The organism is Paenibacillus sp. PAMC21692 (assembly GCF_014303795.1).
Lineage (GTDB): Bacteria > Bacillota > Bacilli > Paenibacillales > Paenibacillaceae > Pristimantibacillus > Pristimantibacillus agaridevorans.
Genome location: NZ_CP060293.1, coordinates 4836684 through 4861835, shown reverse-complemented (window position 1 = coordinate 4861835; position 25152 = coordinate 4836684). Strand labels below are relative to the sequence as shown.

The window sequence follows — 25152 nt, the reverse complement described above, 5'->3', positions numbered from 1 at the left end:
CTAAGCCTCCTTCCGGTCGCGCAGGAAGTAGATCGTATCCAGCTGCACCTGTTTCGCAACCGCTACGATATCTTCCGCCGTCACGTCCTGTACTTGCTTAAGCAGCTCGCCCGCCGTTCGTTCCTTGCCCGTCAGCACGCTATTGAAATCGTACGAAAGCATCTCGTAAGCGGAATCCTGCATCTCCCGGAGATGATTGGAGATCATCGCCTTCGTTTGATTGATTTCCAGATCGGACAGTTGGCCTTGCTTCATGGATTCCAGCTGTTCTTTGATAATGGCGACGGCTTTCTCGTAATTAGCGAATTCGATGCCGGACTGTATCGTGCAGATGCCCTTATGACCGTCAAGCCGGCTAGCCGCGTAGTAGGCGAGGCTCTCCTTCTCCCTTACGTTCATAAACAGCTTGGAATGCGGATATCCGCCTAGAATTCCATTATAAAGCAGAGCGGCAGGATACAAGGCGTCATTATAGCCGACTCCGGTTCGAAGGCCCATGTTCAGCTTGCCCTGACTCACTTCGAGACGATCGACGACATTCTTCACTTCCGTCACGTCATGCTGCGTTACGGGATGCTTATAAGCAGAAGGTGATCCGCTCTTCAGTTGGAAAGCCCCGCGTACAAGCTTCGTCACTTCTTCCAGTGTCGTATCGCCTACGACATAGAGATCCAGCGCTGCGTCGTTTAGCCACTGATCATAGGTCTCGCGCAGCGATTGCGGAGTAATAGCCGCAATGTCGCTCCGCTGTCCCAGCGGATGCAGGCGATATGGATCGTCCGCGCACATCTCCTCGATGCAGCGTTCCGCAGCATATCTGATCTTGTCGTTGACAATAGCCTCCAGACGCTTGCGCAGCGTTTCCTTCTCGGCCTCCACGTACTTGGCACGGAAGCCGCCGTCTTCGATGAGCGGATTCGTGACGACATCGCCCAAAAATCCGATCGAGGAAGCCAGCAGCGAATGCTCGGAAGAGACGAAGGCGTCGTTAATGACATCCATTTTGAATTGAATGATTTGGGAATCGCCCCGTTTGTATACATCGAAGCCGAAGCCGGCTCCGTACATATCGTCAAGCTTTTCGCGGAAATTGATCGTCTCCGGCGTGGACGCCGTCCCCCTGCGGAGCACGAACGGGATCAGAGCAACAGGCGTGACCGTATCCTCCTGGAGAGGAAGGCCCGCGAACAACGAAATCGCAAACGTTTTGAACCGATTGGTGGGCAGTACATGCAAGCGAATACGCTCTAATTGCCCTCGTTGGAATGCACTCACGTAGGTTGGCTCCTTTCAGCGGCTTCACCTTCTGGTGCAACCGTTTTTACCATTTTAACCGATCAGAAATGGAAGAAGCAACCACTCCTGCTTGCGAGCAGAAGCGGTCGCTTCAAGGTTTGTCCGACGATTGCCGGTACTTGGGCTACATACAGAATATATGTTTGCCAATCGTCTTAATTTGCGTTCTTGTCCAAATCCACGCGGAAGTTGCCGTATCCGGATTAAAATAATACAGACAACCGCCGGTCGGATCCCAGCCGTTAAGGGCGTCCTCGACTGCTTCTCTCGCCTTCTGATTCGGCGTCAAATAGATTTGGCCATCAGCCACGGCCGTAAACGCACGAGGTTGGAAAATAACGCCGTAAACCGTGTTCGGGAAGCTCTCGGAACGGACGCGATTCAAAATGACCGCGGCTACCGCAACCTGCCCCTCGTATGGTTCGCCGCGCGCTTCGCCGTAGACGGCATTCGCCATAATCTTCAAGTCGTTCTCCGAAAGTCCCAGTCGATTGGATTGAGCCAAATTGCTTCCAGAGCCGGTACCTGCATTGCCTCCGGTATTGCTCCCGCCTCCGGCACCGCCTGTAGCTGCGCCGCCGGGAGAAGTAGAACCCGGCTTCCAGTTCTTCGTTGCATTCACCAGCTTCTTCTTCGTCTCGGCGCCGACGATACCGTCGGATTTCAGGCCGAATTTCCATTGGAACCAGGTTACGGCCCCCTTCGTCTTGGAACCGAACACACCGTCTATCTTGCCATTATAATAGCCGAGATGGGTCAGTCTGCCTTGCAGCTCCTGCACGTCCGCGCCAGATGAGCCGACCTTAAGGGTAGCGCTGCTGAACGTCTCCGATACGGGACCAAAGCTTCCCTTAATAGCGTAAAAGGAGCTAAATGCAAGCAGCACGACGAGCGAAGTCACCACGATCAAACGAATTCTCATGTAGGGATCTGCCTTTCTCATGCAAGTTAGTTCGCTACGGATAGCGTTACCTGAGAGTAGTATGAGAAAATTGATTCCCTTCTATGCAAGAATTCGGCAAAAGAGATGTTTAAACGAGTGTTGAACAACCTCTTTAGGAGCTGGCGCGGTTCGCTTGGAACTGCTCGAGAGACATCAGCACCTCGCGCGGCTTGCTTCCTTCGTAAGGGCCAACGATGGAGCGTGCCTCCATCTGGTCGATCAGTCTGGCAGCACGTGTATAACCGATTCTCATCCTGCGCTGGAGCAGCGATACGGAAGCCTGCTTTGCCTCCACAACGATCTGTACGGCCTGGTCGAACAACTCGTCAAGCTGCATGTCTTCGTCCTCGGATTCCGCGTCGATTTCTGGCACGAGATCCTCCTTGTATTCCGCCTCTCCCTGATTCCTCGCAAAACTCACCAGTGCTTCCACCTCCTGATCGGAGAGGAAGGCGCCTTGTACGCGAATCGGCTTCGACATGCCCACGGGCAAGAACAGCATATCTCCGCGTCCGAGCAGCTTCTCGGCTCCTCCCATATCGAGAATCGTCCTGGAATCGACTTGCGACGAGACTCCGAACGCGATTCGGGAAGGGATGTTCGCCTTGATAACGCCTGTAATGACGTCGACGGATGGCCGCTGAGTAGCAATTATGAGATGAATTCCCGCGGCACGGGCCATCTGCGCAAGTCTCGCAATGGAGTCCTCGACATCGTTCGCGGCTACCATCATCAGATCCGCCAACTCGTCCACGATAACGACGAAGTATGGCAATACGGCGGCCGGATTGTCGGCCATCAGCGTATTGTAGCCTTCGATATTGCGCGTCGACGATTTGGAGAACAGCTCGTAGCGTTTCTCCATCTCCACGACGATCTTCTTAAGCGCTAGCGATGCCCTGCGCGGATCCGTGACGACCGGAGCCAACAGATGCGGGATGCCGTTGTAGATGTTTAGCTCCACCATCTTAGGATCGATCATAAGGAATTTCACTTCATCCGGTTTGGCCTTGTACAGAATGCTCGTAATAATACCGTTGATACAGACGGACTTGCCGGAGCCTGTTGCGCCGGCAACCAGCAAGTGAGGCATACGTGCAAGGTTGCCGACGATCGTCTGACCGGAGATATCCCGGCCGAACGCAATGGAGAGCTTGGAGGTAGCCGTCTGGAAGGCAGGCGTCTCCATCACCTCTCTCATGGTGACGACGGACACTTCCATGTTGGGCACCTCGATGCCAATGGCGGACTTGCCTGGTATCGGCGCTTCCATCCTTACATCCTTAGCCGCAAGAGCCAATGCAATATCATCGGTAAGGCCAACGATTCGGCTTACCTTGACGCCCGTTGCGGGCTGCACTTCGTAACGGGTAACCGCAGGCCCCCGAACGACGTCCAGCACCTTCGCGCGCACGCCGAAGCTTTCCAGCGTCGCTTCCAGCTTGCGCCTGGAATCGTACATATCCGAAGCGTCGGAGCCTCTGCTCATGCCAAGCGGCTTTTGCAGCAAAGTGAACGGCGGCAACCGATATGGCTTGGGTGCAGGCGGTGCAGGCGGAGCCCCGCTGACGGCCATTTCTTCGCCAATCGGCCTTCGCGGAACCGTTTCGCTGCTTGCTTGAACAGCCTCGGCGCTATTGTCGTCCTCGTCGAACGTTTCGTCTTGCATGCCGTCTACGACATCGTCAAAATTCTCTGCAAGCACGTCAGTCTCTTTCATCTCGTTATAGGTTTGATTGTCGTCGTATTCTTGTTGTTGGGCGTTAGGAGGCCAATCGGGATTCCCCCATGCCTGCGCCTCCCCGTACTCTTCTCCTGTTGGGGCGGATGGATCTTTAGGTATGCTCCCCTCCGTCTCTCCCTTGTCAGCAAGGTCGTGTTCATCCTGCCGCATCCATGGAGGAAGCGAATCATTATTATCGTCAAACTGCGTTTCTGTCCCTATGCCGTTTTCAGCGGAGCTTTCGCCCGTTTTCTCCCATGGCTGCTCGGCAAGTCCGTTTTCCCAGGAACCAACAGCTGCGCCTGGCTGTTCGTCCTTATCGCCAGTAAACTCCCACTCGTCATCCTCGGAGGCATGGCTCTTGCTCTCTTCGTTCCGCCAAGCGAAGAATATCGATTTACGTTTCTTTGGCCTCGGCTTGGCGAATTGATCGTCATCATCGATCGTATTGTCATCGTATAATCCGCCTGGCTGAGCAGCCGTCGCTCCCGCAGCGGCGGCGGCAGCTTCACGCTTCGCCTTGTGGCTGCTTCGCTTGGCGTTAAGCAGCTTCAACATCCGTATGAATCTTGTCCGTATCAATCGGATCAGCTCGACATACGACTTGCCCGTTATCAACATGATCGCTATGGCGAACATGACAATATTAATAATGACGGCTCCGTAATAGCCAAACAAGGTGAATAACATGGCTAACATCAACGCGCCGACATAACCTCCGCTAATAGGCTTGTCTTGAATTCGGAGTTCGCTCACCCCGTCAGATGCCGAAGTCAGAAGCTGCTCCTGCAACCCCTGGCTAAGCGCTCCCAATATAACGCCGCCTGATAACGTCTCTCTTTCGACGCCCTGAAATCTGGCGTTTACATCGGAGATCGAGCTGCTGAGCGCAAGGCCCAGCACAAGCACAAGCAGCCCCGTCTTGCGGCTTGTCCAGCCTCGGGGCCATGCCCTCTTTACCATTACAGTAAGACCTATGTATATGCCGACAAGCGCAAGCACGAAATAAAATTTGCCCAGAAACAAACCAAACAGCTTGGATAAGGCGCGTCCTACAGTCGCTTCGCCGGATAATGCGATGATGGATATTGTAATAATGAGAATACCGTATACTTCATACTTCAGTTGAGCGCCAATCGATTTTTTGCGTCCTTTTTTCTTTGCCATGCCGTCACCTCGGATTTCCATTATAGCACAGTTCCGGGTGACGGACTATTTCACTTCCGAACAACTATTCGAAGCCGAACGTAATCAATGATCCAGGCGCCAGCGTTGGATCCAGATAGTCGTACAAGGAGCAATCCAACAGTCTTACAATTTTACCGCAGCCTGGCGCTACGGGAACAACAAGCATTCTTACACCCTTTGCCGTAACGTCAAGCATGGGTTCACCCTCTTCTCCGTAGCCCTGTAGAACCAGCTCTAAAGGCATGATAGTATGCAGGGTCATTGCGTAGCGCCTCCCTCTAAACCGACCTCGCTTGACGCAGCCATAATTCCAGCTGCAACCGATGCGTCAATGCTTGAAGGTTGAGGCGCTGCCGCTCGTTTCGTTTCAATCAGTCCATTTAAACTCCGAAGCGCATCTCCCAATCCACCGATATTGTCAATGAGGCCATGCTTTACGGCATCAGCGCCGATCACTGTCGTGCCGATGTCGCGTGTAAGCTCGCCAGTCTTGAACATGAGTTCCTTAAATGTAGTCTCAGAGATATTCGAATGAGAAGTAACGAATCGTACGACGCGTTCCTGCATTTTCTCCAAATATTCGAACGTTTGCGGCACTCCGATGACCAGTCCGTTCATCCGAATGGGATGAATCGTCATTGTTGCGGTTTCCGCGATATAGGATAGGTCTCCGGACACCGCTATGGGCACGCCGATGGAATGCCCGCCGCCAAGCACTAACGTTACCACCGGCTTCGACAATGATGCGATCATCTCGGCTATTGCAAGCCCGGCCTCAACGTCTCCTCCCACCGTGTTTAGTACGATTAGCACCCCTTCGATTTTCGGATTCTGTTCGGCGGCTACCAGCTGAGGGATCATGTGTTCGTATTTCGTCGTCTTATTTTGCGGAGGAAGAATGAGATGACCTTCGACTTGTCCGATGATTGTCATGCAAAAGATATTGGATTCCGCCGGAACTGGCGGAGATACGGTTCCTAATTGCTGAATGCTTTCAATTGCAGCCGATTTTCGCTTCTCGTCTTGAGGCGCTCCTTGCGGTTCAGGTTGGGCCGGCGGCGGCTCCGATCCGTTGCTTTTAATTCCTTCATTCATGTATCCATACGACATGCTTATATCCCCCTCATATCCATCATGTAGTTCTACAGCTTGTCATAGTATGGAATGTCATGAGAACAATTATCCGAACGATTGTAGCGAAGCATCCGCCAATGAGAAAACCTCTATCGAGGCCTTTCGAAGATGTGCGGCCGCGATTAAAGGTGGTTTTATCGCCAATAAGAATTTCATATCCAATGCATGCTTGGAAACTTATAAATTCTTATGTGGTAAAAAAATCGCCTTCCCTCCGGTTGCCCGGCTGAAAAGCGATTTCTATATCGTGATGGGTATTTGTATACCGTCTAAACCTCCATGATGATCGGCAATATCATAGGGCGGCGACGTGTCTGTTCGTAGAGGAATCGTCCAAGAGCGTCCTTGACGTTTGTTTTGAGCGATGCCCACTCATTAACCTTGTCGTTCATAAGCTTGTTGAGCGTTGAAGTGACGATCCGGTTGGCTTCGTCCAGAAGGCCTTCCGACTCCCTAACGTACACGAAACCGCGGGAGATGATGTCCGGACCGGATAGAATCGTGCCATCCTGCTTGCTGAGCGTCACGACAACGACCAGAATGCCGTCTTGGGACAGCAGCTTGCGATCACGCAATACAATGTTGCCTACGTCGCCGACGCCCAGTCCGTCAATAAGAACATTGCCTGCCGGAACCTTGGAGCCCTTGCGACCGGCGCCGCCTTGGAATTCTACCGTATCGCCGTTCTCGACAATGAAGATATTTTCCTTATCGATGCCGATTGACTCGCCCAGTCTGCCATGCAAGCGAAGCATACGATATTCGCCGTGAATCGGAATAAAGTACTTTGGCTTGATCAAGTTCAGCATGAGCTTAAGCTCTTCCTGGCTGCCGTGACCCGATACGTGGACGCCAGACACGGAGCCTGGTCCATAGATGACGTTGGCGCCGAGCTTGAACAGCTCGTCTACCGTACGTCCTACGTAACGCTCATTGCCAGGAATCGGCGTAGCGGCGATAATAACCGTGTCGCCAGGCAAAATATCGACTTTGCGATGCGTGGAGCGCGCCATTCTCGTCAAAGCGGACATGGGCTCTCCCTGGCTGCCCGTGCAAAGAATAACGACGCGGTCGGCGGCCAGCTTGTTCACTTCTTCCGGCTCGATCAGCATGCCTTCAGGGATGTTAAGGTAGCCAAGTTCCGATGCGATGCCGACTACGTTGACCATGCTGCGGCCAACGACTGCAATCTTGCGGCGAGTTGCAATCGAAGCGTTGATGATCTGTTGAATCCGATGCACGTTGGAAGCGAAGGTGGCAACGACGACGCGTTGAGTGGACTTGCGGAAGATATCTTCGAGCTCGTCCCCTACCTTGCTCTCGGAAGGCGTATAGCCGGGCCGTTCTGCGTTTGTACTGTCGGACAGCAACGCCAGTACGCCGCGGCTGCCGATTTCGGCAATACGCTGCAGGTCGGCGAACTGATCGTTTACAGGCGTATGGTCGAACTTGAAGTCGCCCGTATGAACGACGATGCCTTCCGGTGTATCCAGACAGACGCCAACGGAGTCCGGAATACTGTGGTTGGTCTTGAAGAAGCTCGCACGAATGGCGCCGAGTTGGATCTCGGAATCCGCATTGATCAGGATGCGCTTCGTCTCGCCCAGCAAGCCCGCTTCCTTAAGCTTTCCTTCGATCAGTCCGAGTGTCAGCTTTGTTCCGTAGACAGGAACATTAAGATGTCTGAGCACGTATGGCAGACCGCCAATGTGGTCTTCGTGACCGTGTGTAATGAGGATGGCGCGAACCTTGTCGCGGTTCTCCGTCAGGTAAGAAATATCCGGGATGACAATATCAATGCCGAGCATGTCCTCTTCCGGGAATTTGAGACCCGAATCCACAACGACGATATCGTTGTTATATTGGATCACGTACATGTTTTTGCCGATCTCGCCTACTCCGCCCAGTGCGAATATAAGCAGCTTATCTTGGTTGTTGTTTTTCTTAGACAAATGTATCTATACCTCCTATAGAAAGTGTCATTATTCATGCTTTATCCGATTATTGGTATTACAGATAACGCCAGATGCCGCTCTGACGGTAAGAACTGGAATTGATTTTGTTTGCCGCACCCAATCACTTGTGATCATTATACATGATGAAAAAGATGGAATACAAGTGCAACCGGATAATCCTCTATCCGATAGCGTCTCCAAAACGCTTCATCCTTAGATATGCAAAAAAAACCGATGCTGCGCATCGGTTCTTGCATAACCGCGCCGATCGGCGCGTTATCTAATTGTATAGGAAATAATGCAACACCAAGCTTTATGAACAACAGGTTAAAAATTTAACAGACACGAGCGACGCTATTTGTCCGATTTTTAACCTCAAACAAATCTAACGGACAGAAAAGCCGCTATCGGGTCGTAATGAAGCCAAAATGCGCGATGTTGATGCCAATAAGGTCGTGTACGTCCGTTAGATTTTCAAGAACTCAAAAAATCGAATAATAGCGTCATTAATGTCCGATAGGCGGTGCGATCATGTTCCTATGAAATCAAATCGCGAAGAAAAGCCCGCTCCGCTTCGTTTGCATCGATCAGCGGCAGCCGCACACCGCCAACGGGATAACCTTTGAGCGACAACGCATATTTAACCGCGACCGGATTCGGCACGGGATGAGGACAGTTGAACAAACCTTTGAAAATGGTGAACAGCTTGCCATTTAGCTTCGCTGCTTCCGCGACATTACCCGCTACATAGGCATTAACCAGCGCCTTCATGTCGGCTCCAATAATGTGGCTCGCCACGCTGACGATTCCGTATGCTCCGACTGCGAGTGCCGGCAGCGTCATGGCGTCGTCCCCGCTGTATACGCGGAATCCTTCCGGCGCTCCGCTTACGATCAGAGTAAGTTGCTCCAGCGAAGCACAATCCTTCGTTGCAACAATGTTGTCAAGCTCTGCCAGACGTAGCGTCGTCTCTACGGAAATATTGACGCCCGTGCGCCCCTCCACGTTATAGAGTATGATCGGCAGCGTTGTCGATTCTGCTATAGCCTTGAAGTGGCGGTACAAACCTTCTTGGGAAGGCTTATTATAATAAGGAGCGACAAGCAGGATTCCGTCCACGCCGCATTGCTGGGCAGATTTCGTCAGATGAATCGTATGGGCAGTGTCGTTGCTGCCCGTACCGGCGATGATCTTGCAACGTCCAGCGGCGTGCTCGACCGCGAATGCGAAGAGCTTCAGCTTCTCTTCCTCCGTCAAGGTAGGCGACTCGCCCGTCGTGCCGGAGACAACGATGCTGTCACTGCTTTGCTCGTCAATCAAGTAATCAATCAGCTTACCGGCGGTTTGCCAATCGATAGATCCTTCCGCATCAAATGGTGTAACCATCGCTGTAATCAATCTTCCGAAATCCATAGAGACTCCTCCTAGAATTGTACAATAATGCTGTTAATTGCTTCATAAATGAAGATCGAACTTGGCATGCAGCGCCCGAAGCGCGACCGCCATATCTTCGTCGCGGACCAGAACCCAGATTGTAGTATTGGAATCGGAGGATTGCATGATGCTGATGCCTTGCTCCGTCAACGCCTCGACGATACGCGCCATGACGCCCGGCTGACCGTTCATTCCGCCTCCTATGACGGAGATCTTGGCGCAGCCAGGGGTCAGCACCGGCGCGAAGCCCGCTTCGCGAAGCAGCCGTTCCGCGGTATCCGCGTCCCGGTCATAGACCGTGTATAGAGCGCCGCTTGGCGTAACATTAATAAAGTCTACGCTGATATGATGTCTGGCCATCGTCTGGAACACTTGCAGTTGCATGTCGCTCTGTCCCTCGATCGCTTTTACCGCTATCTGGGTAATGCCGGGCACATGCGCAATGCCGGTCACGTGTCTGTCCCTGAAATCATGATCGGCTGCCGCAGAAGCATCATCCGTAACGAGCGTGCCGACCTCCTCCGAGAAGGTGGAGCGAACTCTTACCGGGATTTTCGCCTGCTGGGCAATCTCGACCGCACGGGGGTGCACAACCTTGGCCCCTTGCCTAGCCAAGTTGCAAATTTCCGCATAACTTACGACAGGAAGCGGTTTGGCATCGGCCACGATCCGAGGATCCGCGGTCAAAATGCCATTTACGTCGGTGTAAATATCGACCATTTCCGCGCGCAAAGCAGCGCCGATCGCCGTCGCCGTCGTATCGCTGCCGCCTCGTCCAAGCGTCGTCAAGTCGCCATGGGCCGTTACGCCCTGGAAGCCGGCGACCACGACAACATGGCCTTTAGCCAACTGCGTGAGGACGGGCTCCGGGTCAATACGTTTAATTCGCGCCGAACCGAAGCTTTCGTCCGTTAAAATTCCTGCGCTTCCACCCGTTAACGCAACAGAGGAAATGCCTCTGGCATTGAGCATGCTGCACAATACGGCTGCCGATATAATCTCGCCGCAGCCAAGCAGCAAATCCCTTTCTTTTGCCGGTAGACCGTCTCCGCTTTGCCGGACAAGCTCTAACAACGTATCCGTGGCGTACGGATCTCCGCTGCGCCCCATAGCGGAAACGACGACGACAAGACTATTGCCGTCGCCCCGTTCCCTATTGATATGATAAATAACACGTTCTCTAGCTTCCGGGCTGGATACCGAGGTTCCTCCGAATTTCTGTATGAGGATTCGCAAGCCGTTAGCCTCCTATCTTCGAGTGAAGACGAGAAGCAGCACGTTATCCGTAATGAATCCATGAACCCGTGGAAAATAATTGCCGCGATATGAATATGATCCTTGCCAAGCCTTGTAGATGGTCCCCGGAATTCAGAGGCAGCTGCTTAACATCCTCGATCGTTTGATCCCATTCGTTATCCAACAATGACGTCTAAAGTCGTGGAACGCCTCGATTATCCGTGCCGCTCTACCAGCATCGGCTGAAGCTGCTTGCCCTGAAGCGCGGCCTCGCAAGCTTCCAGCACCAGATCCATCCGAGCGACCAGCGAATTGGGCTTCTGAATCGGATTATCCTGACCAAAAGGTACGAAATAAATATGTTTAGCTACTAATAGCTTCGCTATATTCGCGGCGTTAAGGCCCAAGCCGTCATTCGTCGAAATGGCGAGTACGATCGGTCTGCCGTTGCGCATCTGCGCCTTGGCGGCCATCAATACAGCGCTGTCCGTAATTGCGTTTGCGAGCCTGCTCGTCGTGTTGCCCGTGCAAGGCGCGATAACAAGAACGTCAAGCAGCTTGGAAGGTCCAAGCGGCTCCGCCTGAACGATCGTCGAAATGATCTCGTTGCCCGTAATGCCCCTAAGCTGCTCTTGCCATTCCTTCGCCGTTCCGAATCTCGTATCTGTCGTAATCAGCGTATTCGAAACGATCGGCACGACATTTGCACCGGCATCGACGAATCGCTTGATCTCCGGCATCACCTCTGCGAACGTGCAGTGAGAGCCGGACAATGCATAACCTACCGTAATTCCGTTCCAATTCATATCCCATTCCCCCGCTTATTCGTATCATCCATGATCAACTGAGTCAAGCAATCCGCTATGATGCGTCCAGCTGTTTTGGGTGCGACGATTCCGGGGAGTCCGGGTGCGAGCATCGCCTTGATGCCACGTTTCTCTGCGAAGCGGAAATCGGTTCCGCCAGGCTTCGAGGCAAGGTCGATGATAACCGCTCGCGATGGTAGATTTGCGATAATTTGCGCTGTGACTATCATAGTCGGAATTGTATTAAAAAGCAAGTCAATGTTGCCCGCATTATGCAGTAAAGCCCCCGTATAGAAAGGCTCGAAGCCCATCTCCGCCGCCCTTGCAAAATGCTCTGAGCGCCTGACGCCAACCTTGACTTTAGCCCCTAATCCATGCAAGGCTCGAGCCATCGTAAAGCCGGTCCGGCCAAAGCCAAGCACCATGCTGCGTGAACCATGGATTGTAATATCCGTATTCTGAATAGCCATCATCAGGGCGCCTTCCGCCGTCGGGATGGAATTATAGATGGCTACGTCGTCCCGATCGAACAGCTCGACCAGCTTCAGGCCGTATTGCCCGCACAATTGTTTCAAGTAAGGCTTTGCCATGCCCGTATAAACCGTACAATGTGCGGGCAGCTTCGCCAGATGCGCTTCGCCGAGCACAATTTCCCGATCGCTGAATACGGCGTGAATCAGGCCATTGTCTTCGGTACCTACGGCAGGCAGCAGCAGCGCGTCGACATTTTCGAACAAAGCTTCTTCGAACTCGGCATGCACGGCGCCGTCGAGCGAAGAGTGCAAGCCATCGAAGCCGCATACCGTGACGGAAGCGTCCAGCTCGCTCAGCTTGCGTATAACCTCCAGCTGCCGGGCATCGCCGCCGAGCATCAGCACTTGAACGCCTGTAAGCATTAAGCGTCACTCCTTTCAAAAACAAATAAGCAATCAGATGCTCATAAGGATATAGACCATCTTATGCCGCCGCCCAAAGCGGGGTGAAAGTTTGCGCGCAACAAAAAAAGCCGTACAGCTGTTAGCCGTACGACTTCCTCATCACTTCACTCCGGTATGTCCGAAACCGCCTGCGCCTCTCACCGTATCCGGAAGCTCTTCCGCTTCCTCGATCGTCACCTGGGGCACGACCTGGAACACCATCTGCGCAATACGTTCGCCTCTTGTGATGGCAAATGGCTCCGCCCCCAGATTAACGAGCAGCACCTTCACCTCTCCGCGATAATCCGCATCGATCGTGCCTGGCGAATTCAAGCAGGTTATGCCATGCTTGTATGCCAGTCCGCTGCGCGGACGAATCTGCGCTTCCAGCTCCATGGGCATCGCCATGGAGAAGCCCGTAGGAATGAGCTTGCGCTCTCCCGGCTGCAAGACTACAGGCTCGCTTACGGCAGCCTGCAGGTCGAAGCCCGCAGCCCACTCCGACATTTTGCGAGGAACCGCGATGTCCTCGTTGCCTTCCAATCGTTTAAACAGAACCTGGTACAAGCTGATCTCTCCTCAATCCCGCAAATTCTTTGTCCGTCGTGCCCACTGTCGCCACTGCAAAAGGCACGGCCAACATCCGCTTGGTTACTTCGCGGATATGATCCATCGTCACATTATCGATACGTGCAAGCAGCTCATCAAGCGTGTAATGGCGTCCCAGCATCAGCTCGTTTTTGCCGATCCGGTTCATTCTGCTGCTCGTGCTCTCAAGGCTCAGAATAAGAGATCCCTTAAGCTGCTCTTTGCCTCGATGAAGCTCGTCTTCGCCCAGTCCCTTGACGGACAATTCGTGCAGCTGTTCCATCGTCAGCTCCAGCACGTCCTTCGTCTGCTTCGGAGCCGTACCCGCATAGACCGTAAACAGACCGGAATCCGCATAACCCGTATGATACGAATAGACGGAATACGCAAGTCCGCGTTTCTCCCTGATTTCCTGGAAGAGCCGCGAGCTCATGCCACCGCCGAGCGCATTATTAAGCAGCACCATCGGATACAGCAGCGGATCGGCGTTGGAGCAGCCTGGAAAGGAAATGCAGAGATGATTTTGCTCCGTTTTTTTCTTAAAGAAGATATAGTCCCCGTGGAAAGCCGGCGGCGTTACGACTACAGGCTCCGAATGCCGCGAGAAGGCGCCAAAGTACTGCTCCAACATCGCCAGCAGCTTCTCGTCTTCCACATTGCCCGCCACGCTGATGACGGTGTTCTCAATGGTGTATCTGTCGTTCATGTATCCGCGCAGCGTATCGGGACCCATCGACTCCAGCCGTTCCTTGAGCCCGAGAATGGAATAGGCAAGCGGATGATTGCCGAACGCGGCGCGCGAAGCCTCATCATGGACCTTGTCGTCCGGAGTATCCTCGTACATCGCGATTTCTTCAAGAATCACGTTTTTTTCTTTGGCCAGCTCTCCTTCGTCGAACTGCGAATGGAAGAACATGTCCGACAAGGCATCCACGGCAAGCGGCAGATGTTCGTCAAGCACTTTCGCGAAGTAACACGTATATTCCTTCGACGTAAAAGCATTGACGTTGCCTCCGATGCCGTCGAACAGATCCGCAATGTCCTTGGCGGACCTCTTCTCTGTACCCTTGAACAACATATGTTCGATAAAATGGGAGATGCCGCTGTTATCTAGCGTCTCGTTGCGAGAGCCTGTTTTCACCCAGATACCGAACGAAACGGAACGAACTGTAGGTATATTTTCCACCATGACGCGCAAGCCGTTGCTAAGTACGTATTTATTCACCAAGCGTCCCCCTATATTGGCGTTATGCCAATCTGTATTAACACGAATGATTCCACTATATCAGAATCCAACTCCGCCCTCAACAACAGCGGGCGTCCGCTCCGAAGACAGCGTCTGGCTTACTGTGCCGATCAAGTATCCCTTCGCCTTGGCGCTTGCAATCATGCCAGGCAGCGCTTGGCTCGAAGAAGCTGTCGGATGCATGAGAATCAGCGCCCCCGGCTCCAGCTTTCTGTCGATTTTCTCCACAATGGCACTCGGCGCCGGCTTCATCCAGTCGATCGTATCGATGGTCCACAGCACCGTCTGCAAGCCCAGCTCCTTCGCGATCTGCAAGGTGGCGCCATTGAAGGAACCAGACGGCGGGGCGAACCACCGATTATCGCCAATGCCCAGCCTCTCTTGCAGCAGCTTCTCTGTACGCGTTATTTGGGAAGACTGATCGCTTCGATTCAAATTTTTCATATCCGGATGCGAGTACGCATGATTGGATAACTCATGACCGGCATCCATAATTTTGCGGGCAAGCTCGCTATTCTTGTTCAGCCAGGAACCGTCCAGAAAAAACGTTGCCTTGACATTCTCCCTGGCAAACGTCTCCAGGATGGGATCAACGTACTCATTGCCCCAAGCGACATTGATCATAAAAGCGATCATCCGTTTGTTAGGATTGCCTCTGTAGATCGGTTGCGCGCCAAGATCCTCGAGACCGATCTTCGGTTCGATTTCTTTGTATTGATAAGGGATGGGATCCGTCCTGGCTGCTTGAAGTGCCGCTTCGTAGGTACGCTCGATATCGACCGCAAGCCCGTTATAGCCGGGAATGGCATGCCAAACCCGATCAATCCTAGCATCGATTGGCGCCGAATACCGACTTTCTGCTTCCGCGACGATCCGATTGTACAGCTCCTTCTTCTCTTCTTCCGACAAGGAAGGCGGTCCGAACGCGTAAGTCGCGTCATGCCCGGCCTTAACCGAGTGGATAAAAGCGCTAATATCCCCGTTTAATCGTATAAATACGAGCACCATCAATAGGCTTGCCGCTATTGCAGCAGCTTTGCGCAGCGTCATGTCCCCCACTCCCCGCTTATCCAGTCCCATCCGGAATCCTGCAGCGCCTGAACTGCTAAAACGGCGGTGCTGTTGGAGTCCGATATGCGGTTATGAACCATCTTATGAGCGGAAGGACAACTTTATGCGGCTTGTACCCAAACAAAAAGAGGCAGATGATATCTGACTCTTCGCTTGGTGCCTATTAAGTTTCGTGTGAAATTACTTGGTTTCCGAGGACGCTTCCTGCGTCAGGAGCACTTTGCGCGAAAGGTTGACTCTGCCTTGTTGATCGATCTCCGTTACCTTCACGGTAATCTGGTCGCCGATTTTAACAACGTCCTCGCATTTCGCTACGCGTTCCGTAGACAGTTGGGAGATGTGGACGAGGCCGTCCTTGTTCGGCAAAATTTCGACGAATACGCCGAACTTCTCGATCCGTTTGACCGTTCCCAGATAAATCTCTCCGACAACAACTTCCTTGACGATGCCTTCGATAATCGACTTGGCTTTTTGATTCATCTCTTCGTTGGAGGAAGCGATAAACACCATGCCGTCTTGCTCGATATCGATTTTGACACCAGTTTCCTCGATAATTTTGTTGATGATTTTGCCGCCGGCGCCGATAACGTCGCGGATCTTGTCCGGATTAATGCGGAGCGTCAAAATCTTAGGCGCGTATTTCGACAAGTTCGTACGCGGCGCGCTCATCACTTCCATCATCTTGCCGAGGATATGCAACCGTCCTTGACGCGCTTGCTCCAGCGATTGCTGCAAAATCGCGCGGTCGATGCCATCGATCTTAATGTCCATCTGAATCGCCGTAACGCCAGCAGCGGTACCAGCCACTTTGAAATCCATATCGCCCAGATGATCTTCCATCCCTTGAATATCGGACAGGATGGAGAAATGCTCGCCGTCCTTGATCAGACCCATCGCGATGCCCGCTACTGGCGCTTTGATCGGAACTCCCGCGTCCATCATGGCCAGCGTGCTGGCGCAAATGCTCGCCTGCGACGTAGAGCCGTTGGACTCAAGCACTTCGGATACTAGACGAATCGTGTAAGGGAAATCCGTTTCCGAAGGAATAACTTTAGACAATGCGCGTTCTCCGAGCGCGCCGTGGCCGATCTCCCTGCGTCCTGGAGGACGTAAAGGACGAGCTTCGCCTACGCTAAATGGCGGGAAATTATAATGGTGCATAAAGCGCTTGGTCTCTTCCGGCGAGATGCCGTCAAGAATTTGCACATCGCCCATTGCGCCGAGCGTACAGATGCTTAGCGCCTGAGTCTGACCGCGTGTGAACAGGCCAGAGCCGTGCGTGCGCGGAAGCAAGGATACATCGCATTCGATCGGACGAATCTCATCGAGACCGCGGCCGTCGGGACGTACCTTGTCATGCGTAATAAGGCGGCGTACTTCTTCCTTCACGATGTCGTATAGCACTTCCTTCACATCGCCCAGCCATTCTGGCGTATCGGCGTAGACCGTCTCGAAGTGAGTCACGGTATCGCCGTTTACGGCGTCGATCGCTTCTTGACGCGCGTGTTTCTCGGCGATCTTGATCGCTTCTACCAGACGTTCCGATGCGAATGCGCGAACCGCAGCGTTTACTTCTTCGTTTACGGCGTGAAGCTTGACTGCCATTTTTTCTTTGCCGGCAGCTGCCGTCAGCTCTTCGATCGTAGCCACGATGCCTCTGATCGCGTCGTGCCCGAACATGATGGCTTCCAGCATGACTTCCTCGGATACTTCGTTCGCTTCCGCTTCCACCATCATGATAGCGTCCTTGGTACCTGAAACAACGACAAAAATATCTGTCTCTTGTTCCTGCTCAACCGTCGGGTTGATGATGAATTTGCCATCGATGCGGCCGACCACAACCCCGCCAATCGGTCCGTTGAACGGAACGTCCGAGATCGAAAGTGCTGCCGAAGTACCAATCATGGACGCAATCTCGGGCGTGCAGTCTTGATCGACGCTCATAACAATGTTGGCAATCTGCACATCGTTGCGGAATCCTTCCGGGAACAGCGGACGAATAGGTCTGTCCGTCAAGCGGCTGGACAGAATAGCCTTCTCGCTCGGTCTGCCCTCGCGTTTAATGAAGCCGCCCGGGATTTTGCCCACCGCATACAATCTCTCTTCGTAGTTGACAGTCAGAGGGAAGAAATCCAGATCTTTTGGCTCCGAAGAAGCAGTGACGGTACAAAGGATAACCGTCTCTCCGTAACGAACCGTTACGGCTGCGTTCGCTTGCTTGGCCAGTCGGCCTGTCTCCAAGCTTAACGGTCTTCCGCCAAGCATCATTTCAACTTTATGTATCATTCGCGAGCCTCCGTTCATAAGTAGAATCAAGATTCTTATAGTGAGTGTTCAAAAAGGACTTTTTGAACAAACTCTTGTAATTTTACAAAAAGCAACCCGTATCCCTCTCAATGGGGACGATCAGGTTGCTTTCTGTTACGCATGTTTTAACGGCGAAGGCCGAGTTTTTCAATCAATGCGCTATAACGTCTTACGTCTTTGTTCTTCAGGTAAGCCAGCAGCTTACGGCGTTGACCGACCATCTTGAGCAGACCACGGCGGGAGTGATGATCTTTTTTGTGTTCCCGCAAATGTTGCGTCAAGTTCACGATGTTTTCCGTAAGGATAGCGACTTGAACTTCAGCGGACCCCGTGTCGCTTGCATGCGTCTTGTGAGTCTCGATCAGTTCTTGTTTACGTTCTTGTGTAATTGCCATCCTTGTTCACCTCCTTCTATCATAATCGCCATTAGCCTCGCCGCCGCCGGTGAGAGCGGACAACCAAGCCAAGGTTCGGCTGGACCGCTTCCGAATGCTTGTACAAGCTTCGTTCGGTCACAACTTTGACTAGTATATCACATGATAAGGCAGGTTGTCGAGTTTTAAAGACTCTGATTAATCGCACGGGCTTGCGCCGCGTCGGCGGCGATCTGGCTGATCAATTGATCAATCGACCCGAACTTTTGCTCCGGGCGAATGAAAGCTTTAAATTGTACCCTGATTTCCTTGCCGTAAATGTCCCGGTCGAAATCAAACAGATTCGCTTCCATAACGGGCTTAATCTCCGACTTGTTGAAGGTCGGCTTCATTCCGTGGTTAAGTACGCCGTTGTATGCGACACCGTCCAGCCATGCCTTAATGGCATAGACGCCAAGCTTCGGGGCTACGTAAGGATCATGCAGCTCGAGATTGGCAGTAGGAAAGCCGATGGTACGACCTCTCCCGTCGCCGTGAACGACGGTGCCCGATACTTCATAAGGACGGCCCAACAAGCTGTTCGCCTTGTCAAGATTGCCTTGCTCCAGCGAATCTCGCGTATATGTGCTGCTAACCTTGACGCCGTTATCGTATAATGGCTCGACAATGCTGACTCCGATATCCGGCTTGCACAGCTCAAGCAGAGTCGAAGCATTACCCGCGCCTTTGCTGCCGAATGTAAAGTCGAATCCAACAACGGCATGACCGACGCCGAGCGGACGCAATACGCCGCTGACGAATTCGGAAGGCGATACCGCGGCAAAGCTGAGGTCGAAGCGCATCACATACATAATATCAACGCCGAGCTCTTCGAACAGCGCCTGCTTTTTGTGAAGCGGAGTCAGACAGCTGTAATAGTGTTCTCCATGGCCCAGCACTTCCTTGGGATGCGGAGAGAAGGTCATGACAGCCGACAGCATTCCTTCCTTGCGGGCAACGTCAACCGCTTGCCGGATGACGTTTTGATGCCCTCGATGTACGCCGTCGAAGTGACCGATCGCAATGGAGACCGCCTTCTCCTGCACAAGCTCTGCCAGATTCGTAAAAGGATAAGAGATCGAAATCATTTTCACCGCGAATACACCTGCATTTCCATAAAAGAGGTAGTTCAAAAACTTCGTTTCATCCAAACCGAGCTTTTTGAACCTTATTGAAATTTCAAGAGAATACTTTCACTGGGCGCAAGCCGTAGATGTCCATGTCGCATTCGAAAATGCCAATGAACGATTCACGGGTATCCGTTACGCGGAACAACGTGCCATGTACCCAAGACTCTTGAATAGATGCCGATCGAAGCGACAGCTTTTGTCCGCGCAACGCCTTGGCTGCAGCTTCCTCCGTAACGACTGCCTTCGGAATATGGTCGATGGCTTCCTCGGGAGAGATAAGACGGCTCTCGAGCTCGCCTGCAGCCTGCAATTGCTCGATCTCCTCCAGAGTCAGGCACTGCTCGGCCTGAATTCCGCCGGACATCGTTCTGGTCAAGCTCTTCATCGTGGCCGGCACGCCGAGAGCCTTGCCAATATCGACGCATAACGTACGAATATATGTCCCCTTGGAGCATACGGCCGAGAACGTAATTTCAGGGTATTCCATATCGAGCTCGGAAGCAAGGAGCCGAATATCATGTATGCGAACTTTGCGAGACTTCCGGTCTACTGTTTTCCCTTCCCTGGCAAGCTCGTACAATCGCTTCCCGTCAACCTTGACAGCGGAGAACATCGGCGGCACTTGTTCAATTTCGCCCAGAAATTGTCCCAGCACGGCTTCCAGCTCTTGCTCCGTGAAACGGCGGACAGGTTCCTGTGCCAGAACCTCGCCAGTCATGTCCTCTGTATCTGTAGCAATGCCCAGCTTCAGTACGGCTTCGTATGCCTTAGGACGCTCCTGCACATACTCGACGACTCTCGTCGACCGGCCCAGGCATAGAGGCAAAACGCCAGTAACCATAGGATCAAGGGTGCCCGCATGACCAATCCGCTTCATCTTTAATAGTCGCCTTGCTTTGGCCACAACATCATGCGATGTCCAGCCAGCCGGCTTCCATACCGCAAGTATGCCATCCATTGTTAGACCAGCGCCTTTCTAACCGCTTCGACGAGCAACGCCGTTGCGGCCGATATCGGCCCATCCAGCGTGCAGCCGGCGGCACGGACATGCCCTCCGCCACCAAATGATTGGGCAATGGCAGCAACATCCGCTTTGCCGGCGGAACGAAGGCTGGCTTTGACTTGTCCGGACTCCGTCTCTTTAAACAGAATGCCGACTTCAACGCCGTCTACGTTAAGCGCGTAGTTCACAATGCCTTCGAGATCGTCAGGCACCGCACCGCATTCCCGCAGATCATCCTTCGTCATGTACAGCCAGCCGATCTCCAAATTGTCGGAGAAAGTCAAACGGCTAAGCGCGGTCTGCAGCAGCTTGAGCTTGCCGATCGTCATCTTTTCCAGCAGATGATCCGCAAGCTTGCTGCCAGACACGCCAATGGCGAGCAGATTCGCCGCGATCTCCATCACGCGCGGGCTGGTGTTGGAATAGCGGAAACCTCCCGTATCCGTCAGCAGCCCCGTATAGATCGCAGTCGCGCAATCGAGATCGGGCGCGATGTCCGCCGCTTCAAGCAAGTCGTACAAAATCTCGACGGTAGCAGCAGCTTCCGGCCGAATGATATTCAACGTTCCGAAGCCGTCATTTGTCGGATGGTGATCGATGTTCAGCAGCGCTGCGCCGGGTGCAAATAAGGTCGCTGCCTCTCCGATGCGGCGATAATCCGCACAATCGACCGCAATGATCGCATCGTAAGTGCCTTCTAGTTTAGCTGCCTTTAAAGAATGAATCTCCTCGAATCGATGCAAGAACGACAGCCTTGAAGGCAGCAAACTTTCGTTCACAAGAACAGCGGTCTTCCCAAGTTTGGATAACAGCCAAGCCACAACCGATGTTGAGCTAATGGCGTCTCCGTCCGGCTGGACATGGGAGACAACAAGAAAGGAAGCATGACCTTCGATGAAGGCCAATGCTTCTTTCAACAAGTCGTTATAGCTCTGGGGCCGCGTCACTTCGCGTCGCTTCCTTTGTTAATATCTTCGAGCAAGGATTCGATCCGGCTGCCGTATTCGATGCTGCTGTCGAACTTGAATAATAGCACCGGCGTGTGGCGAAGCTTCATGCGCTTGCCAAGCTCCGAACGAAGGAAGCCTGTCGCGCTTGCCAGCGCCTTGAGCGTTGCTTCCTTCTGCTCGTCATTGCCGAGTACGCTAAGGTAAATCTTCGCTTGCGACAAATCGCTTGTCGTCTCCACGCCCGTAACGGTTATAAATCCGATGCGCGGATCCTTCAATTCCATCTGAATAATGCTGCTAAGCTCTTTTTTGATTTGCTCGCTTACGCGGCCTACCCGAATTTTTGCCATTGCTTAATCACCTCTCAACCGACTCCATGATGAAGGCTTCGATTACGTCGCCTTCTTTAATATCGCTAAAGCGTTCCAGTGTTATACCGCACTCATAGCCTTGAGCGACTTCCTTGGCGTCGTCCTTGAACCGCTTAAGCGAATCGATCTTGCCCGTGTACACGACGATGCCGTTGCGAACGATGCGCGCCTCGGCCGAACGGGTTACTTTGCCGTCAATAATCATGCAACCGGCAATCGCGCCGACTTTCGTCACTTTAAACACGTTCCGGACTTCGGCGTGTCCGATGATGACTTCCTTGTAGATCGGATCCAACATGCCTTTCATCGCTTGCTCGATTTCGTCGATGACGTTGTAGATGACGCGGTGCATGCGCACGTCGACTTTCTCTTGGGCAATCGTTGCTTCCGCCTGAGGATCCGGACGAACGTTGAAGCCGATAACGATCGTGTTCGACGCGGCCGCGAGAATGACATCGGATTCCGTAATCGCGCCTACGCCGCTATGGATGACCTTGACGCGAACGCCTTCGATGTCGATCTTGGCGAGCGAGCCTTTAAGCGCTTCGAGCGAGCCTTGTACGTCTGCTTTGATAATGACGTTAAGATCCTTGATCTCTCCGTCTTTGATGTGGCTGAACAGATCGTCCAAGGTAACGCGCGTATTGGCGCCCATCTCGGATTGGCGATGTTTGATGGCGCGGCGATCTGCGATCGCGCGTGCCTTGCGCTCGTCTTCGAATACCATAAACGGATCGCCGGCAAGCGGCACTTCCGTCAAACCAGTAATCTCGATAGGCGTCGACGGGCCAGCTTCCTTGAGACGGCGGCCTTTGTCGTTTACCATGGCTCTAACGCGGCCGAAACAGTTGCCGGCTACAAATGCGTCGCCGATACGAAGCGTTCCGTGCTGTACAAGAATACGGGCTACAGGACCTTTGCCTTTGTCCAGCTCCGCCTCGATAACCGTTGCGCGGGCGCGTTTGTTCGGGTTCGCCTTGAATTCGTTGACTTCCGCTACAAGCAGAATCATCTCGAGCAGACCTTCCAGGTTGATGCGCTGCTTCGCGGATACTTCCACAAAGATCGTATCTCCGCCCCACTCTTCCGGCACGAGCTCGTATTCCGTCATTTCTTGTTTGATTTTGTCCGGGTTAGCTTCCGGCTTATCGATCTTATTAACCGCTACGATAATTGGAACGCCAGCTGCTTTGGCATGGCTGATCGCTTCTACCGTCTGAGGCATAATGCCGTCGTCGGCTGCTACTACGATAATCGTAATATCCGTTACTTGAGCGCCGCGTGCACGCATTAGCGTAAACGCTTCGTGACCCGGTGTATCCAGGAACGTAATCTTCTTGTTATTAATCTCGACTTGGTATGCGCCGATGTGCTGCGTAATGCCGCCTGCTTCGCCGCCTGAAACGTTCGACTTGCGGATGGCGTCGAGAAGCGTCGTTTTACCATGGTCGACGTGACCCATAATCGTAACGACCGGCGGGCGAACGAGCAGATCCTCTTCTTCGTCCGTCTCTTCCACGGTTTCGAAGGTGTCTTCCTCCACCGGAATTTTCACTTCAACCTCAACACCGTATTCGCCTGCGATCAGCATGATCGCATCCATATCGATCTCTTGATTGATGGTAGCCATAACGCCCAGGAATAGAAGCTTCTTGATAACCTCGGAAGCATCCTTATGCAGCAGCTTGGCAAGATCGCCGACCGTCAGCGTGCCGCGGACGATAATCTTCTTAGGCGTGTTGTCGATCTTCTCGCGAGGAGGCTGATTCTGATGACCTTTGCCGCGGCCTTTGCCGCCGCGATTGTTCCCTTTGTTGAAGCCGCCGCCGCGGCCATCTTCGAAACGTCTGGAACTGCCGTTGCCGCTGTTGCCGCCCTTGCCGAAGCGATCGCCGCCGCCTCTGCGATCGTCGCTTCCGCCGCCTGTACGTGCCGGTGCCGGACGGGAATCGAAGCTGCGAGCCTGTCCTTGAGGCGCAGTGCCCGTGCGAGCGCCGCCCTGAGCACCTTGGCCGCCGCCTTGAGCGCCTGTTCGATTGCCCTGGCCCCCTTGGCCGCCTTGACCGTAACCGGATCGATTGCCGCCCTGGCCGCCGGAACCGCCTTGACCGAAGCTTGAACGGTTTCCGCCCTGACCGCCGGATGGACGGTTGCCGCCTTGGCCTCCTTGACCGCCTTGTCCTCCCTGACGTTGGAAGCCGCCTTGACCTTGGCCGCCGGACTGGCGATTGCCGCCCTGGCCTTGTCCTTGACCGCCGGATGGTCGATTGCCGCCTTGGCCCTGTCCCTGACCGCCGTTATAGGAGCGTCCTCCGCCTTGGCCTTGTCCCTGACCGCCGGATGGACGGTTTCCGCCTTGACCTTGGCCTTGACCAGTTGGACGATTGCCTTGCTGTGGTTTTTGCTCACGCTGCTGATCCCTTGTTTGCTGCTGTTCGGATGGTTGTGTTTTCGTATTAATAGAGTTCGTTGTCCCCTGTCTCTCTTGAGTTGTGTTGCCGCGATTGCCTTGCTGCTGCGCGGTCTGCGGACGAGCCTGCGCAGATACGGCTGCTCCGCCGCTTTCCTGAGCGCGCTTCGCCGCCGCATTCGCTTTAATGTCGCGGAAGAAACCTTCCACTTTATGAACCATTTCGTTCTCCATTACGCTCATATGGTTGTTGACCGGCAAGTTCAGCCGTTTAAGAATCGTAATAATTTCCTTGCTGCTCATATTTAGCGACTTCGCATATTCATATACGCGAAGTTTATCTTTATTGTCTTTACTGTCCTGTTTGTTGCTCAATAGGATCCACCTCCGTATTTTGGCTCAGATGATTTTCGATCATTTTTCCGAAGTTCACATCGGTCACGGCAAGAACGACGCGTTCCGCTTTTCCTATCGCCATGCCAAGCTGTTCCCTGTCGTATGCCTCGGCGAGTTGTATTCCGTAGGTGCCGCACTTGTCTTTAAATTTTTTTTTCGTATTCGGAGATGCGTCACCGGCAAGAATGACCAGACAGACCTTGCCCGATCTGACAGCCTTGAGCACGATTTCATCACCTGTTATAAGCTTGCCCGCACGCATGGCCATGCCGAGCGCCGACAACGCCTTGTCAGGCTTCTTCGTCATCGGACTCCAGCTCCTTTGCGGCTATAAACTGTTCCTCTACCGCAACAAATTCCTTTTCGAGCGCATCATAAATATCATCGCCGACGGACTGCTTAAGCGCCCTGTCCAACGCTTTGGTCTTCTTCGCCAGCTTAAAGCAGCTTACCTTGCCGCACAGATACGCTCCGCGTCCCGCCTTCTTGCCGGTCAGGTCGATCGCGACTTCGCCGGACGGTGCCCGAACAATCCGGATAAGCTCCTTCTTGGGCATCATTTCTTGACAGGCGACGCATTTGCGAAGCGGCACTTTTCTCGGTCTCACCGCACACCCTCCTTTATCTACATCTAC

22 protein-coding genes are annotated in these 25152 nt (G+C 53.3%); all 22 read right to left on the bottom strand.

The window, feature by feature from the left end; translation table 11 throughout:
• Complete coding sequence (yfmF, locus tag H7F31_RS19460) at nucleotides 1-1275, bottom strand: EF-P 5-aminopentanol modification-associated protein YfmF (RefSeq protein WP_187100123.1); 1275 nt, start codon at nucleotides 1273-1275, stop codon at nucleotides 1-3.
• 145 nt (nucleotides 1276-1420) lie between these two features.
• Nucleotides 1421-2218 carry a spore cortex-lytic enzyme gene (sleB, locus tag H7F31_RS19455; protein WP_187100122.1) on the bottom strand — a complete coding sequence of 266 codons (798 nt, stop codon included), beginning with the start codon at nucleotides 2216-2218 and terminating at the stop codon, nucleotides 1421-1423.
• A gap of 133 nt (nucleotides 2219-2351) precedes the next feature.
• Entirely contained in the window at nucleotides 2352-5129 is a 2778-nt protein-coding gene (locus H7F31_RS19450; RefSeq protein WP_187100121.1) for an FtsK/SpoIIIE family DNA translocase, read from the bottom strand.
• A gap of 64 nt (nucleotides 5130-5193) precedes the next feature.
• Nucleotides 5194-5412: a YlzJ-like family protein gene (locus H7F31_RS19445; RefSeq protein WP_187100120.1), complete on the bottom strand. Its 219-nt coding sequence runs from the start codon at nucleotides 5410-5412 to the stop codon at nucleotides 5194-5196.
• Complete coding sequence (locus H7F31_RS19440) at nucleotides 5409-6245, bottom strand: ClpP family protease (protein WP_087570943.1); 837 nt, start codon at nucleotides 6243-6245, stop codon at nucleotides 5409-5411. Before H7F31_RS19440 ends, H7F31_RS19445 begins: the two co-directional genes overlap by 4 nt.
• Before the next feature lie 308 nt (nucleotides 6246-6553).
• Complete coding sequence (locus H7F31_RS19435) at nucleotides 6554-8236, bottom strand: ribonuclease J (protein ID WP_087570912.1); 1683 nt, start codon at nucleotides 8234-8236, stop codon at nucleotides 6554-6556.
• 540 nt (nucleotides 8237-8776) lie between these two features.
• Nucleotides 8777-9652: a 4-hydroxy-tetrahydrodipicolinate synthase gene (dapA, locus tag H7F31_RS19430; RefSeq protein WP_187100119.1), complete on the bottom strand. Its 876-nt coding sequence runs from the start codon at nucleotides 9650-9652 to the stop codon at nucleotides 8777-8779.
• Nucleotides 9653-9694: 42 nt separating this feature from the next.
• Nucleotides 9695-10909 (bottom strand): aspartate kinase, encoded by a 1215-nt coding sequence (gene dapG, locus H7F31_RS19425; protein WP_187100118.1) that lies wholly within the window; start codon nucleotides 10907-10909, stop codon nucleotides 9695-9697.
• A gap of 215 nt (nucleotides 10910-11124) precedes the next feature.
• On the bottom strand, nucleotides 11125-11715 hold the full coding sequence (locus H7F31_RS19420) for a dipicolinate synthase subunit B (protein WP_087570915.1): 591 nt from the start codon (nucleotides 11713-11715) through the stop codon (nucleotides 11125-11127).
• The gene (gene dpsA, locus H7F31_RS19415) at nucleotides 11712-12611 is read right to left on the bottom strand and encodes a dipicolinate synthase subunit DpsA (protein WP_187100117.1); all 900 of its coding nucleotides are present in this window, start codon (nucleotides 12609-12611) and stop codon (nucleotides 11712-11714) included. The genes H7F31_RS19420 and dpsA overlap by 4 nt, the downstream gene beginning before the upstream one ends.
• 141 nt (nucleotides 12612-12752) lie before the next feature.
• Entirely contained in the window at nucleotides 12753-13199 is a 447-nt protein-coding gene (gene dut / locus H7F31_RS19410; RefSeq protein WP_108994329.1) for a dUTP diphosphatase, read from the bottom strand.
• Nucleotides 13180-14445: a M16 family metallopeptidase gene (locus H7F31_RS19405; RefSeq protein WP_187100116.1), complete on the bottom strand. Its 1266-nt coding sequence runs from the start codon at nucleotides 14443-14445 to the stop codon at nucleotides 13180-13182. The genes dut and H7F31_RS19405 overlap by 20 nt, the downstream gene beginning before the upstream one ends.
• A 60-nt stretch (nucleotides 14446-14505) precedes the next feature.
• A complete protein-coding gene (locus tag H7F31_RS19400) occupies nucleotides 14506-15516 on the bottom strand; it encodes a polysaccharide deacetylase family protein (RefSeq protein ID WP_187100115.1) in 1011 nt (336 codons plus the stop codon).
• A gap of 201 nt (nucleotides 15517-15717) precedes the next feature.
• On the bottom strand, nucleotides 15718-17823 hold the full coding sequence (gene pnp, locus H7F31_RS19395; RefSeq protein ID WP_187100114.1) for a polyribonucleotide nucleotidyltransferase: 2106 nt from the start codon (nucleotides 17821-17823) through the stop codon (nucleotides 15718-15720).
• A 146-nt stretch (nucleotides 17824-17969) separates the two neighbouring features.
• Complete coding sequence (rpsO, locus tag H7F31_RS19390) at nucleotides 17970-18239, bottom strand: 30S ribosomal protein S15 (RefSeq protein ID WP_087570920.1); 270 nt, start codon at nucleotides 18237-18239, stop codon at nucleotides 17970-17972.
• Nucleotides 18240-18403: 164 nt separating this feature from the next.
• Nucleotides 18404-19345, bottom strand: a complete 942-nt coding sequence (locus H7F31_RS19385; RefSeq protein WP_315970578.1) for a bifunctional riboflavin kinase/FAD synthetase — start codon at nucleotides 19343-19345, stop codon at nucleotides 18404-18406.
• Nucleotides 19346-19436: 91 nt separating this feature from the next.
• Entirely contained in the window at nucleotides 19437-20345 is a 909-nt protein-coding gene (gene truB / locus H7F31_RS19380; RefSeq protein WP_187100112.1) for a tRNA pseudouridine(55) synthase TruB, read from the bottom strand.
• A 2-nt stretch (nucleotides 20346-20347) separates the two neighbouring features.
• Nucleotides 20348-21337, bottom strand: coding sequence for a DHH family phosphoesterase (locus H7F31_RS19375; RefSeq protein ID WP_187100111.1), 990 nt, complete (start codon nucleotides 21335-21337; stop codon nucleotides 20348-20350).
• The gene (gene rbfA, locus H7F31_RS19370; RefSeq protein WP_087570923.1) at nucleotides 21334-21690 is read right to left on the bottom strand and encodes a 30S ribosome-binding factor RbfA; all 357 of its coding nucleotides are present in this window, start codon (nucleotides 21688-21690) and stop codon (nucleotides 21334-21336) included. Before rbfA ends, H7F31_RS19375 begins: the two co-directional genes overlap by 4 nt.
• Nucleotides 21691-21697: 7 nt before the next feature.
• Nucleotides 21698-24496 carry a translation initiation factor IF-2 gene (infB, locus tag H7F31_RS19365; protein WP_187100110.1) on the bottom strand — a complete coding sequence of 933 codons (2799 nt, stop codon included), beginning with the start codon at nucleotides 24494-24496 and terminating at the stop codon, nucleotides 21698-21700.
• The gene (locus H7F31_RS19360; protein WP_187100109.1) at nucleotides 24474-24824 is read right to left on the bottom strand and encodes a L7Ae/L30e/S12e/Gadd45 family ribosomal protein; all 351 of its coding nucleotides are present in this window, start codon (nucleotides 24822-24824) and stop codon (nucleotides 24474-24476) included. The genes infB and H7F31_RS19360 overlap by 23 nt, the downstream gene beginning before the upstream one ends.
• Entirely contained in the window at nucleotides 24808-25125 is a 318-nt protein-coding gene (gene rnpM / locus H7F31_RS19355; RefSeq protein WP_187100108.1) for an RNase P modulator RnpM, read from the bottom strand. Before rnpM ends, H7F31_RS19360 begins: the two co-directional genes overlap by 17 nt.
• Nucleotides 25126-25152: the final 27 nt, after the last annotated feature.